Below are 17543 nucleotides of genomic sequence, written 5' to 3'. Positions count from 1 at the left end.
TGAACCTGCTGACGAAACTGCAGAAGAAGTACCAGCTGAGCTATCTGTTCATCACACACGATCTGGCGGTGATGCGCGCGATGGCGCATCGTGTGATCGTGATGAAGTCGGGGCGCATTGTCGAATCCGGTGATACGCTCGATGTGCTGCGCACACCGTCGCATCCCTATACACAGTCGTTGCTGGCGTCATCGCTGATCAACCTGTCGTGAAGCGTGACGAAGGACCTGGGCCTGGTAACGGAGTACTCGCCGCCGATCACGATCAAGGTGAGCACTTCCAGGAGGGCGCTGCGTTTCACGATCGAAGCGCAGCCCCAGCGTCAATGCACCACCATCATTCAAGACCCCGCAGCACCTGCGCAACCCGGCCATGCTCATGCAGCACCGCCGGGCTCGCCTGCAGTAACGGCAGATAGCGCTCAAGAAACGCGTTGTTCGGCGTATCCGCCGAAAAGAGCGCACCAACGGACTGCGCCGCGGCGATGCGATCCGCCTCGGTAGCCTTGTCGTCGTCGAGCACCTCATCGACGTTCGCGATCGTCGTCGACAGCGCCGACAACCAGCGAAACCCCGACCCATTGATCAACACCTGCAGGAACGCAGCCGGCGTAGCGGGACCGAACTCCTGCTCATACGCCGCGCGCTCGTGATCGAGGATCGACTTGTGCAGCGCGAGCAGCGGCTTGCGCACGTCCGACAGAAACTGGATGGCTTGTGCTTCGTTCATGGTTCGGCTCCATGCGGATAGATCGAAACGGTTTAACGGCTAATCGTGGGCTCGCCCTATATATGGTTCCAGTCGCCGCCACTACAACTGCAATATCCATCGACGCCGCTTTTCCCGCAGCGCTACAATCATCGCACCTCTTCTGCACCGGCGGTCTACCGGGCAGTGTGCGCTTCAACAGCCGGATCGTTTCACTGTATCAAGGTCTATTGGCGTCTCTCGCAGAATAGATTGAGCGAGTCACTGCATTTTATGTCGTGCCGGCGTACAAACCGGCCAGCAAGACAGTCGACCCACCCTCGACTCACGATCAATAAACAACAACCCCACAACCGGAGCAGCCCATGACAACGCTCACCATCAACGGTCAGACCCATACCGTCGACGCGCCTCCCGACATGCCCCTGCTATGGGTGCTGCGCGACCTGATCGGTCTGACCGGCACCAAGTTCGGCTGCGGTATTGCGCAATGCGGCGCATGTACGGTTCACCTGGACGGCGTAGCGGTTCGTTCATGCGTACTGCCGGCGGCAGCCGTTGGCGACCGCAAGATCACGACGATCGAAGCGGTCGGCGACACGCCGGCCGGCAAGAAAGTCCAGCAGGCGTGGCGGCAGCTCGACGTGGTGCAGTGCGGCTACTGTCAGTCCGGGCAGGTCATGTCGGCGGCATCGCTGCTCGCGCAGAACGCCAGTCCTTCCGACGCGGATATCGATGCGGCAATGGCGGGCAACATCTGCCGCTGCGGCACCTATAACCGCATCCGCGCAGCGATCAAACAAGCTGCGAAGGAGGCGTGACATGTCCCAAGGACTGCTCGATGCGCAGAACGGCGCATCACGCGCGACCGACGGGTCGCGCATCACGCGCCGCACGTTCCTCAAATTCGGTGTGACGGTTGGCGTAGCGACCGGCGGTGGCCTGTTGCTCGGTTTCAGCCTGCCGGCGGCCAGCCAGGGTGGTACCGCCGCACTTCGCAAGACCGTGATCGGCGGCGACGGCAACGAAAACGCGCAGAGCGGCGTGTTCGCGCCGAACGCGTTCATCCAGATCGATACGGCGGGTAAGATCACGCTCGTGATCCCGAAGGTCGAGATGGGCCAGGGCGTGTACACATCGATCCCGATGCTGATCGCCGAAGAACTCGAAGTGCCGCTCGACAGCGTCACGATCGATCACGCGCCGCCCGACGAAAAGCTCTTCATGGACCCGCTGCTAGGCGGCCAGCTGACCGGCGGTTCGACGTCGATCCGCTACGCATGGGAACCGATGCGCCGTGCCGGCGCGACCGCCCGTGTGCTGCTGATCGGCGCCGCGGCACAGCAATGGCAGGTCGATCCGGCGTCGTGCCACGCGGAAAATGGCCAGGTAATCCACGCGGCGAGCAATCGTAACGTGGCCTACGGCCAGCTCGTCGGTGCGGCTGCGAAGCTGTCGGTGCCGAAGGACGTCCCGCTCAAGAAGCCCGCCGATTTCAAGCTGATCGGCACGCCGGCCAAACGGCTCGATTCGCCGGAGAAGGTCGACGGTACCGCCGTTTTTGGGCTCGACGTGCGGCTGCCTGGCATGGTCTACGCAGCGATCGCGAATTGCCCGGTGTTTGGCGGCACGTTTGCGAGCGTCGACGATACGAACGCGAAGAAGATCCCCGGTGTGCGTCAGGTGGTGAAGATCGACAATGCGGTGGCCGTGATCGGCGACCACACATGGGCCGCCAAACGCGGCGTGATGGCGCTCGACATCAAATGGAACGAAGGCGAAGGCGCCAATCTGTCGATGAAGCAGATCGTCGCCGATCTCGCAGAGGCGTCGCAGCACAACGGTGCGGTCGCGCGCAAGGAAGGCGATATCGCTAACGCGTTCTCGAATGCGAAGACGCGCATCGATGCGGTCTATCAGCAGCCGTTCCTTGCGCACGCAACGATGGAACCGATCAACTGCACGGTGCACGTGCAACCGGGTAGCTGCGAGATCTGGGTCGGCACCCAGGTGCCGACGCGCGCAGTCGACGCCGGCGTGAAGGTGACGGGGCTGCCGGCGGAGAAGATCGTCGTGCACAACTATCTGCTCGGCGGCGGGTTCGGGCGGCGGCTCGAAACCGACGCGATCACGCAGGCGCTGAAGGTCGGCAAGCAACTCGGCGTGCCGGTCAAGGTGGTGTGGACGCGCGAGGAAGACATCCAGCACGACATGTATCGCCCGTATTACTACGATGCGATTTCGGCGGGGCTCGACGCAAACGGCAAACCGGTCGCGTGGCAGCACCGGATCGTCGGTTCATCGATCATGGCGCGCTTCGCGCCGCCCGCGTTCAAGAACGGTCTCGATCCAGACGCGGTCGAGGTGGCCGCCGATCTCCCATACGATCTGCCCAACCAGTTGGTCGACTACGTGCGCCAGGAGCCGCACGCGGTGCCGACCGCGTTCTGGCGCGGCGTGGGGCCGACGCGCGGCACGTTCGTCGTCGAGAGTTTCATCGACGAGCTGGCGGCGCAGGCCAAGGTCGATCCCGTCAAGTACCGGCGCGATCTGCTCGGTAAATCGCCGCGTGCGCTCAACGTGCTCGATGTCGCCACCAACGCGGCCAACTGGGGCAAGACGACCGTGCCGAAGGGGCAGGGGCGCGGCGTATCGGTGATGCATGCGTTCGGCAGCTTCTTCTCGATGGTTGCGGACGTGACAGTCGATCAGGGCGAGGTGACGGTGAACCGCATTGTGTGCGCGGTCGATTGCGGCATGGTCGTCAATCCGAACACGATCGAAGCGCAGGTGCAGGGCGGCATTATCTTCGGCATCACGGCGGCGCTGTATAGCGAGATCACGATCGAAGAGGGGCGCGTCCAGCAGAACAACTTCACTGACTACCGGATGTTGCGTATCGATCAGGCGCCGGAAATCGAGGTGCATATCGTGAAGAGCGCCGAAGCGCCTGGAGGTATCGGCGAGCCCGGCACCTCCGCGCTGGCGCCGGCGGTGGCGAATGCGATCTATGCGGCGACGGGCAAGCGGCTGCGGCACTTGCCGGTTGGCGCGCAGCTCAAGACCGCATAACGGGAGACAGACATGAATCGCACACTCAAGCTTGTGAGCGCGGCTGTCTTCGCTATGTATGCGGCGCTGGCCCACGCTCAGGCACCGAGCCAACCCGCCGCGGCCACCGCCGACGATGCGCTCGTGCAGCGCGGTGCCTATCTCGCGAAGGTCGGCGACTGCATTGCGTGCCATTCGGCGCCGCGCGGCAAGCCGTTCGCCGGCGGCCTGCCGATGACGACGCCGATGGGCGCAATCTATACGACCAACATCACGCCCGACCCGGAGACCGGAATCGGCAACTACACCGAGGAAGATTTCTCGCGGGCGCTGCGCGAGGGCGTTGCGAAGGACGGCCACAACCTGTACCCGGCGATGCCTTATCCGTCGTACGCCAAGGTCAACGACGACGATACGCGCGCGCTCTATGCGTACTTCATGCACGGCGTCGCACCGGTGAAGCAGGCGAACCGCGAATCGGACATCAAGTGGCCGCTCAATATGCGCTGGCCGCTCATGTTCTGGAACATGGTGTTCCTCGACAAGGGCGTCTACCAGGACAAGACTGGCAAGGACGTCGCGTGGAATCGTGGGGCGTACCTGATCCAGGGGCTCGGCCATTGCGGTTCGTGTCATACGCCGCGCGGCGTCGCGTTCCAGGAGAAGGCGCTCGACGAAACCGGCAGCGCGTATCTGAGCGGCGGTGTACTCGACGGCTGGTTCGCGGCGAACCTGACCGGCGAGCATAACGTCGGGCTCGGCAGGTGGTCGGAACAGGACGTCGCGCAGTTCCTGAAGACGGGCGCGAACCAGCATGCGTCGGCGTTCGGTTCGATGACGAGCGTGATCAACAACAGCACGCAGGCGCTGACCGATCCCGATGCCACCGCGATGGCGCGTTACCTGAAGTCGCTGCCGCCGGCAGGCGGCAATGGCGCTGCGCCGTATACGTATGACGCACAGGCGACGAAGGTGGCGCTTGCGCGCCCTGCGAACGATGCGGGCGCACGCGTGTACACCGCGTACTGCATGCATTGCCACGGGGTGGACGGACGCGCCTTCGCACCGCTGCTAGCGCCGCTGGCGGGCAATCCGAACGTGCTGGAAGCGGATGCGTCGTCGCTCGTCAACGTCACGCTGAACGGCACGGGCGACCTGGTGATTCAAGGCATTCCGGCGGCGTATCCGATGCCGAAGTTTGCGCCGGTGCTCAACGATCAGCAGATCGCGGACGTGCTGACCTTCGTGCGCGCGGGGTGGAATAATCACGCGCCGGCTGTCACGGCTGATGAGGTGGCGAAGTTGCGCAAGTCGACGCAGGCTGCGCGCTAACGGCACGTAGCAGTTGAGCGGTACTGTGGCCGGCCGCCGCGTTATAGGGCGGCCGGTCGTAGCTCCGTAACAGACGCGGTTAGCGCTACCGGTGCTGCCCGACCTTCTGACGCTTCTCGAGCACCCGGGCATACCAGGTCAATGGAAAACACATCGCGAAGTACAGCACTGCGACCATGCCGTAAATCGGAAATGGACGGAACGCGGCGTTAGTAATCATCGTGCCGGTTTTCGTGAGCTCGGTGAAACCGATGATCGACGTGAGCGCCGTGCTTTTCACTACCTGCACGAGAAAACCCACGGTCGGCGCGACGGCGATTTTTCGCGCCTGCGGCCACACGATGTAGCGCAACTGCTGGCCGAACGTCATGCCGAGACTCGCTCCCGCGGCCCACTGGCCGCGCGGCACCGCCTCGACGCAGCCGCGCCAGATATCGACGAGATACGCGCTCGTGTAGAGCGTGAGCGTGACGGTTGCCGCGACCCATGGCGACACTTCGATACCGATCAGCGGCAGACCGAAGAAGGCGAGGAACAACTGCATCAAGAGCGGCGTACCCTGGAACAACTCCACATACAGCACGACCGCGCGCCGCAGCCACGCGAACGGCGATACGCGCGCTGCGAGCAGTGCGAAACCAACCGCACCGCCGCCGACGAATGCGATCAGCGAAAGCAGGATGGTCCAGCGTGCGGCGAGCAACAGGTTGCGGGCGATGTCCCACAGCGTGAATTCGATCATTGGGCACGCTCCGTCGGCAGCGCGCGCGACGTATGCGCACGGCTGTTGCGCCACCTGAACCACGTATGCAGGCGAGCCGTTGTACCGGAGGCAGCGCGTGGCGCGCGCCCTGCAAAGAGCCCGCCACCGAGCCTGCTCAGCACCTGCCGCAACACGATCGATAGCGCCAGATAGACCACGGTGATGATCACGTAGCTCTCGAACGAACGGAAGTTGCGCGACTGGATGAAATTGGCCGCGTAGGTCAGATCGGGCACGGAGATCTGCGACACGACCGCTGAGCCGAGCATCACGATCAGCACCTGGCTCAGCAGCGCCGGGAACACATTGGCGAGCGCCTGCGGCAGCACGACATGGCGAAACACCTGCCGGCCATGCAGTCCGAGCGCGTGTGCGGCCTGCACCTGGCCGCGCGGAATCGACTCGATGCCGGCGCGGACAATTTCGATCGCGTAGGCGCCGAGGTTGACGGTCATCGCGAGAATCGCGGCTTGTATTTCGTCGATATGAATGCCAAGGCTCGGCAGGCCGAAGAACACGAAGAACAACTGCACGAGAAACGGCGTGTTGCGGATCGTCTCGACGTACGCAGCGGTCAGTGTGCGGGCCCAGCGCGGCCCGGACACCGCGACGCTTGCGCCCGCCACGCCGACAAATCCGCCCAGCACCGTCGATACCGCGGTCAGGCCGAGCGTGACCCCCGCGCCGCGCACGAGCATGCCGGCATACAGGCCGAAGCCGCTGAAATCGAATGCATAGGTCATCGTGGAATAGTCGTCGTGAGGCGAGCCACTGTACTCGACCAGAAAGATTTGCAGAAATAGCGGTGCGCGGACGTCGCAGCACTTGATCGCGACATCCGACGGCAAGAAATTCTCATTTGGGAATTCGTTGACTTCCATTTGAGAAGTTTTTAGAATGAGAGTCACAAAACACCCAAATGAGAAAAACCTCCATGACTGCACAACCACACTTGGCGCTTGCTTCGGCAAAGCATGCAGCGTCCCGTGCCCGCAAGGCATTGGTCGGCTCGGGTGCGCTCGGCTCGCAGCCGCACGACTTCGAAACGTTCAGGAAGATGGATCCGCTGGAGCAACGTCTTACGATCCGGGAGGGCATGGACGCCATCATCGTCGAGCGGATTGCAAAGGAACTGCTCCACATTCCGTTGCAGACGGTACTCGCTGGCCTCGGGTTGCCGAGCTCGACGATCTTGCGGAAGATTTCGAAGGAAGAGCGGCTGTCCGGCGCCGAATCGGATCGGGTCGCGCGCGTGCTTTACGTGCTCGAAGAAGCGACGCAGGTGTTCGAGGACGATGCGCTGGCGGCAGAGTGGTTGCAGCGGCCGCACGCCGAGCTGGGCGGATTGAAACCGCTCGAAGTACTCGATTCGCAACCGGGCTACGACCGGGTGCGCGACCTGTTGATGCGCATCACCTTCGGTGTCTCTGCATGAGGGTGTACCGGCTCGCGAAGGAGCGTCCCGGGCGTTACCTCGCGGACGATATCAGCGGAAATGGCGCGGCAATTGCCGGTGGGCGCTGGAATCCGCGCGGCATGCGTGTGCTGTACACCTGCTGTCACGCTTCAACCTCGCTGCTCGAGGCGCTCGTCCATCTGGCGGGTCTTCTGCCTGCCGGTGGCTATTTTCTGGTCACGCTCGAGGTTCCGGACGGCGCGTACGATAACGCGTACATTCCCGAATTGCCGGAGGGTTGGGCTGAACTCACGCGCGATCCGCTGTCGACGGTGGAGATCGGGCGGCGCTGGCTCGAGGGCGGACAACAGCTTGCGATGCGCGTGCCGTCGGTGGTGTGCCCGACCGATTTCGATCTCCTGCTGAACCCGATGCATGCCGATATGAAGGGTGTTAGCGTCGTCAGCAAGGAACTGTTTTCGCTGGACGCTCGTCTGTTCGGTTGAGATGACGAAGATCGTTGCTGCATGATTTTTCCTGACCCGTGATGCGTTCGCCACCCATGCGCCGACTTCCCCCACTCAACGCGCTGCAGATCTTCGAAACGGTCGCCCGCCACCGCAGCTTCACGCGCGCTGCGGAGCATCTGTGTCTGACCCAAGGGGCAGTCAGCCGGCAGATCCTCGCGCTCGAGGACTACTACGGCTTCCCGCTCTTCAAACGCCACGCCAAGGGACTCACGCTGACCGCCGAAGGCGAACTGCTGTTGCCCGCGGTCAAGGAGAGCTTTGCGCGCATCGAGGAAATCTCGTTGCGCCTCACGCGCCAGCGCACCGATCTCGCGCTGAAGATGCCGACCTGTGTGATGCGCTGGATGCTGCCGAAGATCACGCAGTTCCAGGCTGAGTATCCCGACCTGCATGTGCAGATCACGACGACATGGCAGCACGACATCGACTTTCAGGCGGAGCCGTTCGATGCGGCGATCATCTACGGTACGTCGCCGGGTGTCGACGTTCAGGCCGTGCCGCTATTCGAGGAGCGCCTGACGCCGGTGTGCGCGCCCGAGCTGCTGCGCGACCGGCCGCTCGCCGTGCTTGCCGACCTCGCGAGCCACACGCTGCTGCATCCGACGCGCGATCATCGCGACTGGAAAATGTGGCTCGATTATGTGGATGCCCGCCACATCGACGCGGCGCTCGGCCCAAGTTTCGACACGCTCGATCTCGCGACCAACGCCGCCTTGCAGGGTTTCGGCGTGGCGATCAGCGATCTCGCGCTGATCGAAGAAGACGTCGCGGCGCAACGCCTGCTGCGACCATTCGATGCGGTGCTGACGACCGGCGCCCGCTATTACTTTGTCTATCCGGACGCCGTCGCGCATCAGCAGAAACTGAAGCTCTTTCACGACTGGATCGCGGCGCACTGGGCGTCGTAGCCGCACGGCACGCAACACGCAGCGCTAAGGCGCAACCGACAGAAACAGATAAGCCGCGAACAGCGACAAATGCACCGCGCCCTGGAGGATATTGGTGCGTCCGGTGCTAAGCGTGAACGTACTGATCAGCAACGTGAGAAACAGCAGCACCGTTTCCTTGCCACCGAGGCCAAGCGCGAGCGGCTGGCCGGTCCACAGGAACACAACGGCGACGGTCGGAATGGTGAGCCCGATACTGGCGAGCGCAGAGCCAAGCGCAAGGTTGAGACTGGTCTGCAGCCGGTCGGCGCGCGCCGCGCGTACGGCGGCGAGCCCCTCGGGCAGCAGAACCAGCGCAGCGATCACGATACCGACCACGGCCTCCGGCGCGCCCGCCCCGAGTACGGCACGCTCGACCACCGGCGACAGCAGCTTGGCAAGCAACACCACAGCGACGAGACAGACCAGCAGCAGCGCACCGCTCAACGCGGCGACGCCGGCAGTGGGTGGCGCGGCGTGCACGTTTTCATCGGCGACGTTGGTGCTGTCCGCGAGGAAGTAGTCGCGATGGCGCACGGTCTGCACGAACACGAAGACCCCATACAGCACCAGCGACGAGATACCCGCGAAGGCCAGCCCCGAGGGGCTCAGCACCGGGCCGAGTTCGGTGCTCGTATAGTTGGGCATGACGAGCGTCAGCACCGACAGCGATGCCAGCACGGCGAGCGCAGCATTCGCACCACGAATCTGAAAGTCCTGCTCGCGATGCCGCAAGCCACCCACCAGCAGACAGATCCCTACAATGCCGTTGCAGACGATCATCACCGCGGCGAACACAGTGTCGCGCGCGAGACCTGCTTTTTCGGGGCCCGCGCTCAGCATCACCGATACGATCAGCGCGACTTCGATCACGGTGACGGCGATCGCGAGGACGAGCGTGCCGAACGGCTCGCCGACCCGATGGGCGACGACTTCGGCGTGATGGACGGCCGCGAACACCGACCCCGCGAGCGCGACGCCGATGAGCACGAGTAGCCAGCCGTTGCCGGGGGCGGCAAGCGACGCCGCAAGGACGATCCATGCGGCGATCGGCACGCCGATCGTCCAGCGGGGCAGCATGGTGGAGGTCGTTGTCATGCGAAGTGTCCTGGTCGGTAAGCGAGAATGCGGGGAAAGCTTGCCATACGCGGTGCACGGGAACGCGGCGGCTAATGCTCAACCATTATGTCAAGAAAGTTGCGTATCATATTAAAATAAAACAGATATTTCGTTTTCATCCTTGTATTTGCATACCCCTTAAAGCAGGTCCTGAAGGAGCCATTGTGATTCGTAGCCAGGAAACATTGAACCTGCTGCTCGACAGCATCGCGCGTTTCGTCCGGGAGCGGTTGGTGCCGAACGAGGAACTGGTCGCCGAAACCGACCAGATTCCCGCCGCGTTGCTCGATGAAATGCGTGAACTCGGCCTGTTTGGTTTGTGCCTTCCCGAAGAGTACGGCGGCCTCGGCCTGACGATGGAAGAAGAAGTGCTCGCCGCAGTCGAACTGGGCCGGACGTCGCCGGCGTTTCGTTCGGCGATCGGCAGCAACAACGGGATCGGCTCGACGGGTATCGTGCTCGACGGTACGCCTGAACAGAAGGAGCGGTATCTGCCGCGGCTCGCGTCCGGCGAACTGATCGGCTCGTTTTGCCTGACGGAGCCCGAGGCCGGCTCGGACGCGGCCTCGCTGCGCACCACGGCCGTGCGCGACGGCGACCACTACGTGTTAAACGGCACGAAACGCTTCATCACGAATGCGCCGGAGGCCGGCATCTTCACCGTGATGGCGCGCACCGATCCCGCGGGCAAGGGCGCGGACGCGATCTCGGCGTTCGTCGTCGAGGCGGGCACACCCGGCCTGACGCTCGGCAAGATCGATCGCAAGATGGGTCAGAAGGGCGCGCATACCTGCGACGTGATCTTCGATAACTGCCGGGTGCCGGCCGCGAACCTGATCGGCGAAAAGGAGGGCGTCGGTTTCAAGACGGCCATGAAGACGCTCGACAAAGGACGCCTGCATATTGCCGCGGTCGCCACGGGCGCTGCCGAACGCATGCTGGCCGACGCCGTACGTTATGCGATGGAGCGCAAGCAGTTCGGCAAGCCGATCGCCGAATTCCAGCTCATCCAGGCGATGCTCGCGGACAGCCAGGCGGAAATCTACGCGTCGCGCTGCATGATCGTCGATGCGGCTAGACGTCGCGATGCGGGCGAGCGGGTCACGAGCGAAGCCTCGTGCGCAAAGATGTTTGCCACCGAGATGTGCGGCCGGGTCGCCGATCGCGCGGTGCAGATTTTCGGCGGTGCGGGGTATATGAGCGAGTACGGAATCGAGCGCTTCTATCGCGACGTACGGCTTTTCCGTATCTATGAAGGCACGACGCAGATCCAGCAGATCGTGATCGCACGCGAGGTGTTGCGCACGTTCGGTGGGTAACCGCTGCCGACTGTTATGAAACGCCGCCCTTCATGACGAAGGGCGGCTGCCGCCATCGTATGGCGGGGCTTGCTGCTTACTGACCTTCCGGACGGATCGACAGCGCGTTCTTCACCGACGTTACGCCAGCTACGCCCTGGGCAGTCTGCGTGGCCGTGTCGCTCTGCGCCTGCTCGGGCACCGAGCCTTGCAGGACGACGTCGCCGCCGCGTGCGCGCACCGTGATGTTCGCCATCGAGATGCCGCCTGCCTTGGTCAGTGCATTACGCACCTTGCGTTGCAGTGCGCGGTTGGCGGTTCTGACTGCTTTCTTCTCGGCCTTCGTTGCGCCGGGTGCGGCCGTCGTAGCCGGTGCGGCCATCGTGCCCGCCGGGGCGGTCGCGTCGCTCGATTGCGCATACACATTCAGCGAAGCCAGTACGACGAGTGCGCTGCCGACGATCTTGATTGCCTGAGTTGCCTTCATTTGCTCTCTCCTGTTGTCATGCATGGCGATGGCCCCCGTTCGGGCCGGTGCACTACACTGCTGGAAAACCGCGGATCAAACCGTTGACGGGACTCTACTGCGGGTCCTGCGATGATGCGCTGCGGATACTCACGCGGCGCGGTGCGCCTGCGTGCCGGTCGGGCTGTATTGTTTGCCGACGACGGCTGGAAGTAAAGATACTCCAATTGATGCAACGATGAGTTGAAGTTGCGCTGCACTACGTGTTTTCGCAAAACCGACGGTGCGCGCCGTGCCGCGTTGCCTTCACCGGTTCATTCATCCCGTTCCTCTCACGCTCCGTATGACTGTTGCCTCGCTTCCTCTGGTCGCACTGACCCGCGACGACCTGCCCATCGATACCGTCGAACTCGCTCGCTTCATGGTGGGCAAGTACCTCGTGCACGATCTGCCCGAGGGCCGGCTGAGCGGACGGATTGTCGAGACCGAGGCATACCCGCTTGGCGACTCGACCAGTCACGCGTTTGCCGGTCGTCGCCCACACAACGGCTCGATGTTTCTCGCGCGCGGCCATGCATACGTGCGGCTGACCTACGGGCTTTCATACATGCTCAATATGTCCAGCGAGCTGGAGGACATCGGGGCCGGCATTCTGATCCGCGCGGTCGAACCACTCGAAGGGATCGCTGCGATGCAGGCACGCCGACCCGGCATCAAACTGCTCGATCTCGCACGCGGCCCGGGCCGTTTGACGATGGCGTTTGCGATTGGTCCGTCGTTCGACGGTGTCGATCTCTGCACGGGGCGCGGACTCTGGATCGGCGCGATGTGGACGGACAAGGCGCAACAACGCGAGGTCGCGGCGACGAAACGGATCGGTTTGTCGCGGGAAATGCACCGGCTGCTGCGTTTTTACGAAGCGGGTAGCCCGTTTGTCAGCGGACCGCGCAAGCTGTTGACGGGGTTCGTTGCTGGCGACGATGCGGGCAAGTGAAGGACTGATGCATTCGATACGGCGAGGCATGAGCACTGCCGCGAGCACTTTTCGATCTCCCTGCAATTATTACGGAACCCAGTCTTTCGATCGGACTGGATTACCCATGCGTCGAGCATTCTTCCAGATTCTGCAACTATGTTTCTTTCATTTAAGGGTTTTCCCTTGATGATGAGCCTCCTACACTGAACTCACTGGCTTCACACATGGTGTGGGGAGCACAGCAAAAAAACATCTGGAGGTAATCATCATGAAGACGTTCATCAAGGCAGCACTCATCGCCAGCGTTCTCGCCGTGCCGGTCGCTTCGTTCGCCCAGGAAGTCGATGCGCCGGTGTCGCGCTCGCAGGTCCGCGCCGAACTGCTGCAACTCGAACAGAATGGCTACAACCCGGCGCAATCGAGCGACGCCCAGTACCCCGCCAACATTCAGGCTGCCGAACATCGCATCGCTGAATCAAACGGCACGGCACAGGCAGGCGCGAGCGTGGCCGATACAAGCGGTTACGGTGCATCGACCAACGGTTCGTCGCAGTCCGGCGCTGTAGCACCGACGACGCCGCAACGCTCGATCTACTTCGGTAACTGATCGGGGTAGTCGCGGCTAGCGTGCATTACATGCGGGCCGCGACCTGGCAGAGAAAGGCAGCACCCGCCGACGGACCAGGCACCGGTTGACCGGTGTCTCGAGCGGCGGGGCGATGCGCGAAGCATGCGCGCCAACCCAACATGCACGGCAGCGGATTCGTTCGCCATAACGTACGAATCCGCTGCGGATACAAGCTCAAGAACCTCCGCTGCCGCAAGGTAGCTTCGCCCAACCTCACGGCTTGGGCTTTTTTTGCGGCGTGTCGCGCAGACAGGCGATGGCGGTATCATCTGTGCGCTCAGGCGTGCTCAGGTGTGTTCGCCCGAGATGTACTGCTCGAGCTGCTGGATCGTGAAGCGCTGATCAGCGATGATGTTCTTGACCAGGTCGCCGATCGACACCATGCCCACCAGTTTCTCCTGATCGATGACCGGCAGATGACGCATGCGGTGATCGGTCATCAGTGCCATGCATTCGTCAGTGCTCTGGTCGAGACGCACGAAGCGTACCGCTTTGCTCATGATCTCGCGCACCAGCGTTTCCTTCGACGAGCGCTCCATCAGCACGACCTTGCGGGCGTAATCGCGCTCAGTGACGATGCCGGCGATCGCGTCGCCGTCGGTGACGACCAGCGCGCCGATCTGCTTGTCCGCCATCAGTTTGATGGCGTTGTAGACGGAATCCGACGCGGAGATCGTGAAGACGCTATTGTCCTGCTTCGACTTGAGTACCTGGGCAACGCTAGACATGGGGCGGCTCCGTTTCGCAGTGCAGCACGCCAGCGTGTGACGCGCCGTTGTGAGGGACAGACAGATCCAGTATAAGCGGGAGCGTCGCGCGCGTCGCGCGCCATCCGATGCGCGATGCCGATTAGCGGTAAACTCCACTTCCCAACTTTATCCCCGGTGGTTCACGGGCTTATGTCAGCACCACAGCACAACGCCATGCCCACGCCTCACACACCGCCGCCCGTCGACTGCCCAGACGGAGAATGCGTCGTTCTCGACGCTACCGCCACGCTCCCCACGCGCTACGGCACGTTCAGGTCGTATGTGTTTCGCGTCAAGGATAGCGGCGAGGAACATCTCGCACTCGTCATGGGCGACGTCGAGAGCGAGCAGCCGGTGCTGACACGCCTGCATTCGGAATGTCTGACTGGCGACGTGCTCGGCTCGTACCGCTGCGACTGCGGTGAACAACTCGATCTCGCGTTGCGCTATATCGCCGCCGAGGGTCGCGGCGTGCTGCTCTATCTGCGTGGCCACGAAGGGCGCGGCATTGGTCTGAGCAACAAGATCCGCGCCTATGCGCTGCAGGAGCAGGGGCGCGATACGGTCGAGGCAAATCTCGATCTCGGTTTACCTGACGATTCTCGCGAATACGATTCGGCGGCCGGCATCCTGCGTCTGCTGAAAGTGACGTCAGTGCGCTTGATGAGCAACAACCCGAAGAAATTCGATTCGCTGTCGGCGCATGGCATTCCGGTTTGCGAACGGGTCGCGCTCGCGATCCCGATGCGCGAGGAAAACGAGCGGTATATCCGCACGAAGCAAGCCAAGTTTGGGCATTACTTCGACGAGAACGAGTGATCCAGAACTGCTGAAGAGTAGGCTGGGCCTGAACTCAGCCGCGTACGGAACCTGCGGGACCACACGCGCGGAGTTCAAGCTCGCGCGTCGCTCGCGTGCGCAACTTTGCCTGTGCCACAGCCGCACACGGCCTTTCTCTCACGATCGTCCCTGCGCGATTGACGATCGATTCCCCCCGACGACCTTCCTGTAACCAGGCGAACTCCGTCTGCGTAGCTTCCTATAAGCGTATCCGCCACTGGATTGCAAATAAGAATCGTTTACAAATCGGCAACAAAACCCTACATTATTCCTTTCATTTTGATTGCGAGTGATCGGCCGGGACGATCGTTTGTCTCAAAAAGTACGGATTCCTACAGATTGTCACGTGAGTCAGAAGAACTGGAGTTGTTTGATGAAGCAGAAAGTCATTTCGTTCGCGATTCGCCGGATCGTTTCCGGAGCCGCCACCGCAGGGGTCGCACTGACGCTTGCGTCGACGCCCCAAACGGCGTTCGCACAGGAGCGGGTCTCCGATGATGAGGACTCCAGAAACGGGCGGGCAAAGACGCAGGGCAGCGGGCAGAAGGTGGTTCATTCCAACGTGGCTCCCGACGCGTCAGAACGCGGTGCGCTTCCCGCTATCTCGATTACGGCGAAGACGCCAGCTAATACGAACGAATTTTCTACCGGCATTGCACGTCTCGCGGATACGGTCAAGGAGATGCCACAGACCGTCAACGTCATCCCGCACGAACTGATCGAGCAGCAGAAAGCGACTTCGCTCGAGCAGATCCTTAAGAACGTGCCGGGGATCACGATCGCAACCGGGGAAGGCAATGGCGGCCAGAATGGCGACCAGTTCAAGATTCGTGGCCTGTCGGCCAAAGGCGATATCTATATCGACGGTCTGCGCGATTTCGGTGCGTACAGGCGCGACAGCTTCGACACCGAGAGCGTGCAGGTCATCAAGGGGCCGTCGGGGGACAGCTTCGGTGTGGGCAGCATCGGTGGCCTGATCAACCAGACCTCGAAGCAGGCCAGGCTCAAGAGTGCGACAAGCATCGATCAGAGCGGCGGTTCGGGCTCGACTTACCGTACGACCGTCGACAGCAATATCAAACTAGGCGACACGACCGCCGTGCGCGTGAACGGTATGTACCAGAACGGCAATACGCCCGATCGCGACAACGTGAAGGACAATCGCGCCGGCGTGGCGATCGATTTCGGCACGGGTATCGGCACTCATACCGAGTGGCACCTCGGCTATTCGTATCTGCGCCGCGACGGCGTGCCGGACTATGGCATGCCGACCGCCCAGGGCGCCGACGGCTTCTACCGGCCGATACTCGAATACAACGTTCCGGGCCTCGATTCCTCGACGTCGTATGTCCGCAATACCGATCGCGACAAGAGCGACACACATATCGTTTCCTCGTTGTTCACAAAGAAGCTCGATAACGGCATCCAGATCGACAACGACACGCGTTTCACATTCTACGAGCGCGACTTTTCGTCGACGCATCCGGCGGCGGTCAGTTCTTCCAACCTCAAGAAACTGCTGGCTGGCCAGAATCTCGCGCTTCCCTATGGTGCCGACGGCGGCGTGGTGTATCTTCAGCGCGGCCTCGGCGTGCAGAACGTGACCACCGCGAAGGGCGAATTCAATCTTGGACCGTTTCGCAATCGCGCTGTTTTCGGGCTGGATATGAACTATCAACGCGACCATCGCGACCAGGGCACGTGGACGGGGCGCGTGAACAATCAGACGGTGGTCAATCCGCAATATCAGATGCCGCCCGGATGGTCGCTCAGTTATGGCAATACGACGCGCGATGCGCAATCTTCGGATATCGGCGTATTCGCCAACGATCGCATCTGGCTCACGCAGCAGTTCTCGCTGCTCGGCAATCTGCGCTGGGACTATTTCCGCAGCAAGTACTGGACGAGCGCTGCATCCTTGACGGGCGGTACAGCCAGTTCCAGCAAAGTCAGTCCGGGTATTTCGGCGATCTGGGAGCCGACGAAAGACGCTATGTTCTATACGTCGTTCTCGCGTACTTATCGCCCGATCGGCACCGACATTGCGCTCGCTGTGGGCGGCAGGCAGTCGGAAGTGCCGACAAATGGCGTCGACAGCGTGCCGGAGCGTTCGGACACCGTCGAAGTAGGCACGAAGCTCGACTTCCTCAACAAGCGTCTTGGCGTGACGGCAGCCTTGTTCCAGACGCGCAAGTCGCGCTCGTACGCGATCGAGCCGGACACAGGCGAGCTCAGTCCAGGCTTTTCGGACAATGGCGAAGGCTATCGGATTCGCGGTGTCGAGCTGGGGCTGTCGGGCCGGATCACGGAAAACTGGTCGGCAAACATCGCTTATGCGTACCTCAACGGTATCGTCAACGAAGCGAGCGCCGCGACGTCGATCGGCAAGACGGCGCCGGGCGTATCGAACAACAACATGACGGTGTGGACGAGCTACCTCGTGCCGCATTTGCTGATACCGCTGCCGGGCAGGCTCACGGTTGGCGGCGGCCTGCAATATGCATCGGGATACTGGGTGAATTCTGCGAATACGGCGCGTGTGCCCGAGAACTTCTCGCTCGACGGCATGGTCGGCTATGAGCAGGGACCGTATCGCATCTCGCTCAACCTGTACAACCTGACTGATCACCTGAACTATCAGTCGGCGTTCAGTACGTCGCGCGCTGTGCCGGCTTCGCGACGCACATTCCTGCTAAGCGCAGGCGCAAAGTTCTGATCGTTGGGCAAGCGCCACGCGGCAGCATCTTTGCTTGAGCAACAA

At 62.2% G+C, this 17543-nt stretch carries 17 protein-coding genes and 1 pseudogene; 12 read left to right on the top strand and 6 right to left on the bottom strand.

The annotated features are described in order from the left end of the window. Positions 1-212 (top strand): annotated as a pseudogene (locus tag M0D65_RS31855) (microcin ABC transporter ATP-binding protein); the annotation flags it as partial. Between the two features lie 124 nt (positions 213-336). On the opposite strand, the gene M0D65_RS31850 reads toward M0D65_RS31855, so the two are convergent. Continuing rightward, positions 337-729, bottom strand: a complete 393-nt coding sequence (locus M0D65_RS31850; RefSeq protein WP_266256021.1) for a hypothetical protein — start codon at positions 727-729, stop codon at positions 337-339. A gap of 344 nt (positions 730-1073) precedes the next feature. On the opposite strand from M0D65_RS31850, the gene M0D65_RS31845 reads away from it, so the two are divergent. The 3 genes from M0D65_RS31845 to M0D65_RS31835 are packed head-to-tail and all read left to right on the top strand — an operon-like array spanning position 1074 to position 5091. Next, entirely contained in the window at positions 1074-1529 is a 456-nt protein-coding gene (locus M0D65_RS31845) for a (2Fe-2S)-binding protein (protein ID WP_266256020.1), read from the top strand. Between the two features lies 1 nt (position 1530). After that, on the top strand, positions 1531-3780 hold the full coding sequence (locus M0D65_RS31840) for a xanthine dehydrogenase family protein molybdopterin-binding subunit (RefSeq protein ID WP_266256019.1): 2250 nt from the start codon (positions 1531-1533) through the stop codon (positions 3778-3780). Positions 3781-3792: 12 nt separating this feature from the next. Then, on the top strand, positions 3793-5091 hold the full coding sequence (locus tag M0D65_RS31835) for a cytochrome c (RefSeq protein WP_266256018.1): 1299 nt from the start codon (positions 3793-3795) through the stop codon (positions 5089-5091). Positions 5092-5176: 85 nt separating this feature from the next. On the opposite strand, the gene M0D65_RS31830 is transcribed toward M0D65_RS31835, so the two are convergent. Then, positions 5177-5833 carry an amino acid ABC transporter permease gene (locus M0D65_RS31830; protein WP_266256017.1) on the bottom strand — a complete coding sequence of 219 codons (657 nt, stop codon included), beginning with the start codon at positions 5831-5833 and terminating at the stop codon, positions 5177-5179. After that, positions 5830-6597, bottom strand: coding sequence for an amino acid ABC transporter permease (locus tag M0D65_RS31825; protein ID WP_266256029.1), 768 nt, complete (start codon positions 6595-6597; stop codon positions 5830-5832). Before M0D65_RS31825 ends, M0D65_RS31830 begins: the two co-directional genes overlap by 4 nt. A 191-nt stretch (positions 6598-6788) precedes the next feature. Here M0D65_RS31825 and M0D65_RS31820 point away from each other — a divergent pair, with 191 nt between their 5' ends. From M0D65_RS31820 to M0D65_RS31810, 3 genes are read left to right on the top strand one after another with little or no spacing between them, the layout of a single operon-like run. Beyond that, entirely contained in the window at positions 6789-7289 is a 501-nt protein-coding gene (locus M0D65_RS31820) for an antitoxin Xre/MbcA/ParS toxin-binding domain-containing protein (RefSeq protein ID WP_266256016.1), read from the top strand. Beyond that, positions 7286-7756: an RES family NAD+ phosphorylase gene (locus tag M0D65_RS31815; protein ID WP_266256015.1), complete on the top strand. Its 471-nt coding sequence runs from the start codon at positions 7286-7288 to the stop codon at positions 7754-7756. Before M0D65_RS31820 ends, M0D65_RS31815 begins: the two co-directional genes overlap by 4 nt. A 56-nt stretch (positions 7757-7812) precedes the next feature. Then, positions 7813-8688, top strand: a complete 876-nt coding sequence (locus M0D65_RS31810; protein ID WP_266256014.1) for a LysR substrate-binding domain-containing protein — start codon at positions 7813-7815, stop codon at positions 8686-8688. A gap of 24 nt (positions 8689-8712) precedes the next feature. On the opposite strand, the gene M0D65_RS31805 is transcribed toward M0D65_RS31810, so the two are convergent. Beyond that, complete coding sequence (locus M0D65_RS31805) at positions 8713-9804, bottom strand: calcium:proton antiporter (protein WP_266256013.1); 1092 nt, start codon at positions 9802-9804, stop codon at positions 8713-8715. 185 nt (positions 9805-9989) lie between these two features. Between M0D65_RS31805 and M0D65_RS31800 the strand changes: the two genes are divergently transcribed. Continuing rightward, positions 9990-11144 carry an acyl-CoA dehydrogenase family protein gene (locus tag M0D65_RS31800; RefSeq protein ID WP_091006051.1) on the top strand — a complete coding sequence of 385 codons (1155 nt, stop codon included), beginning with the start codon at positions 9990-9992 and terminating at the stop codon, positions 11142-11144. A gap of 76 nt (positions 11145-11220) precedes the next feature. Here M0D65_RS31800 and M0D65_RS31795 read toward each other — a convergent pair whose 3' ends face one another. Beyond that, positions 11221-11610, bottom strand: a complete 390-nt coding sequence (locus tag M0D65_RS31795) for a BON domain-containing protein (protein WP_096723567.1) — start codon at positions 11608-11610, stop codon at positions 11221-11223. Positions 11611-11932: 322 nt separating this feature from the next. Here M0D65_RS31795 and M0D65_RS31790 point away from each other — a divergent pair, with 322 nt between their 5' ends. Together M0D65_RS31790 and M0D65_RS31785 are read left to right on the top strand one after the other, a co-directional pair. Then, complete coding sequence (locus M0D65_RS31790) at positions 11933-12583, top strand: DNA-3-methyladenine glycosylase (protein WP_266256012.1); 651 nt, start codon at positions 11933-11935, stop codon at positions 12581-12583. Positions 12584-12833: 250 nt separating this feature from the next. Then, the gene (locus M0D65_RS31785; RefSeq protein ID WP_266256011.1) at positions 12834-13172 is read left to right on the top strand and encodes a DUF4148 domain-containing protein; all 339 of its coding nucleotides are present in this window, start codon (positions 12834-12836) and stop codon (positions 13170-13172) included. A gap of 308 nt (positions 13173-13480) precedes the next feature. Here M0D65_RS31785 and M0D65_RS31780 read toward each other — a convergent pair whose 3' ends face one another. Beyond that, entirely contained in the window at positions 13481-13921 is a 441-nt protein-coding gene (locus tag M0D65_RS31780; RefSeq protein WP_266256010.1) for a CBS domain-containing protein, read from the bottom strand. Between the two features lie 195 nt (positions 13922-14116). On the opposite strand from M0D65_RS31780, the gene ribA reads away from it, so the two are divergent. Together ribA and M0D65_RS31770 are read left to right on the top strand one after the other, a co-directional pair. Further along, positions 14117-14761, top strand: coding sequence for a GTP cyclohydrolase II (gene ribA, locus M0D65_RS31775; protein WP_091006066.1), 645 nt, complete (start codon positions 14117-14119; stop codon positions 14759-14761). Positions 14762-15155: 394 nt separating this feature from the next. After that, positions 15156-17498, top strand: a complete 2343-nt coding sequence (locus tag M0D65_RS31770; protein ID WP_266256009.1) for a TonB-dependent siderophore receptor — start codon at positions 15156-15158, stop codon at positions 17496-17498. The last annotated feature ends 45 nt before the right edge of the window (positions 17499-17543 follow it).

This window comes from Paraburkholderia sp. CHISQ3, from assembly GCF_030464945.1.
Classification (GTDB): Bacteria; Pseudomonadota; Gammaproteobacteria; order Burkholderiales; family Burkholderiaceae; genus Paraburkholderia; species Paraburkholderia megapolitana.
Note: the sequence above shows the minus strand (reverse complement) of the source record. Positions and strands in the feature narration are given on the sequence as shown.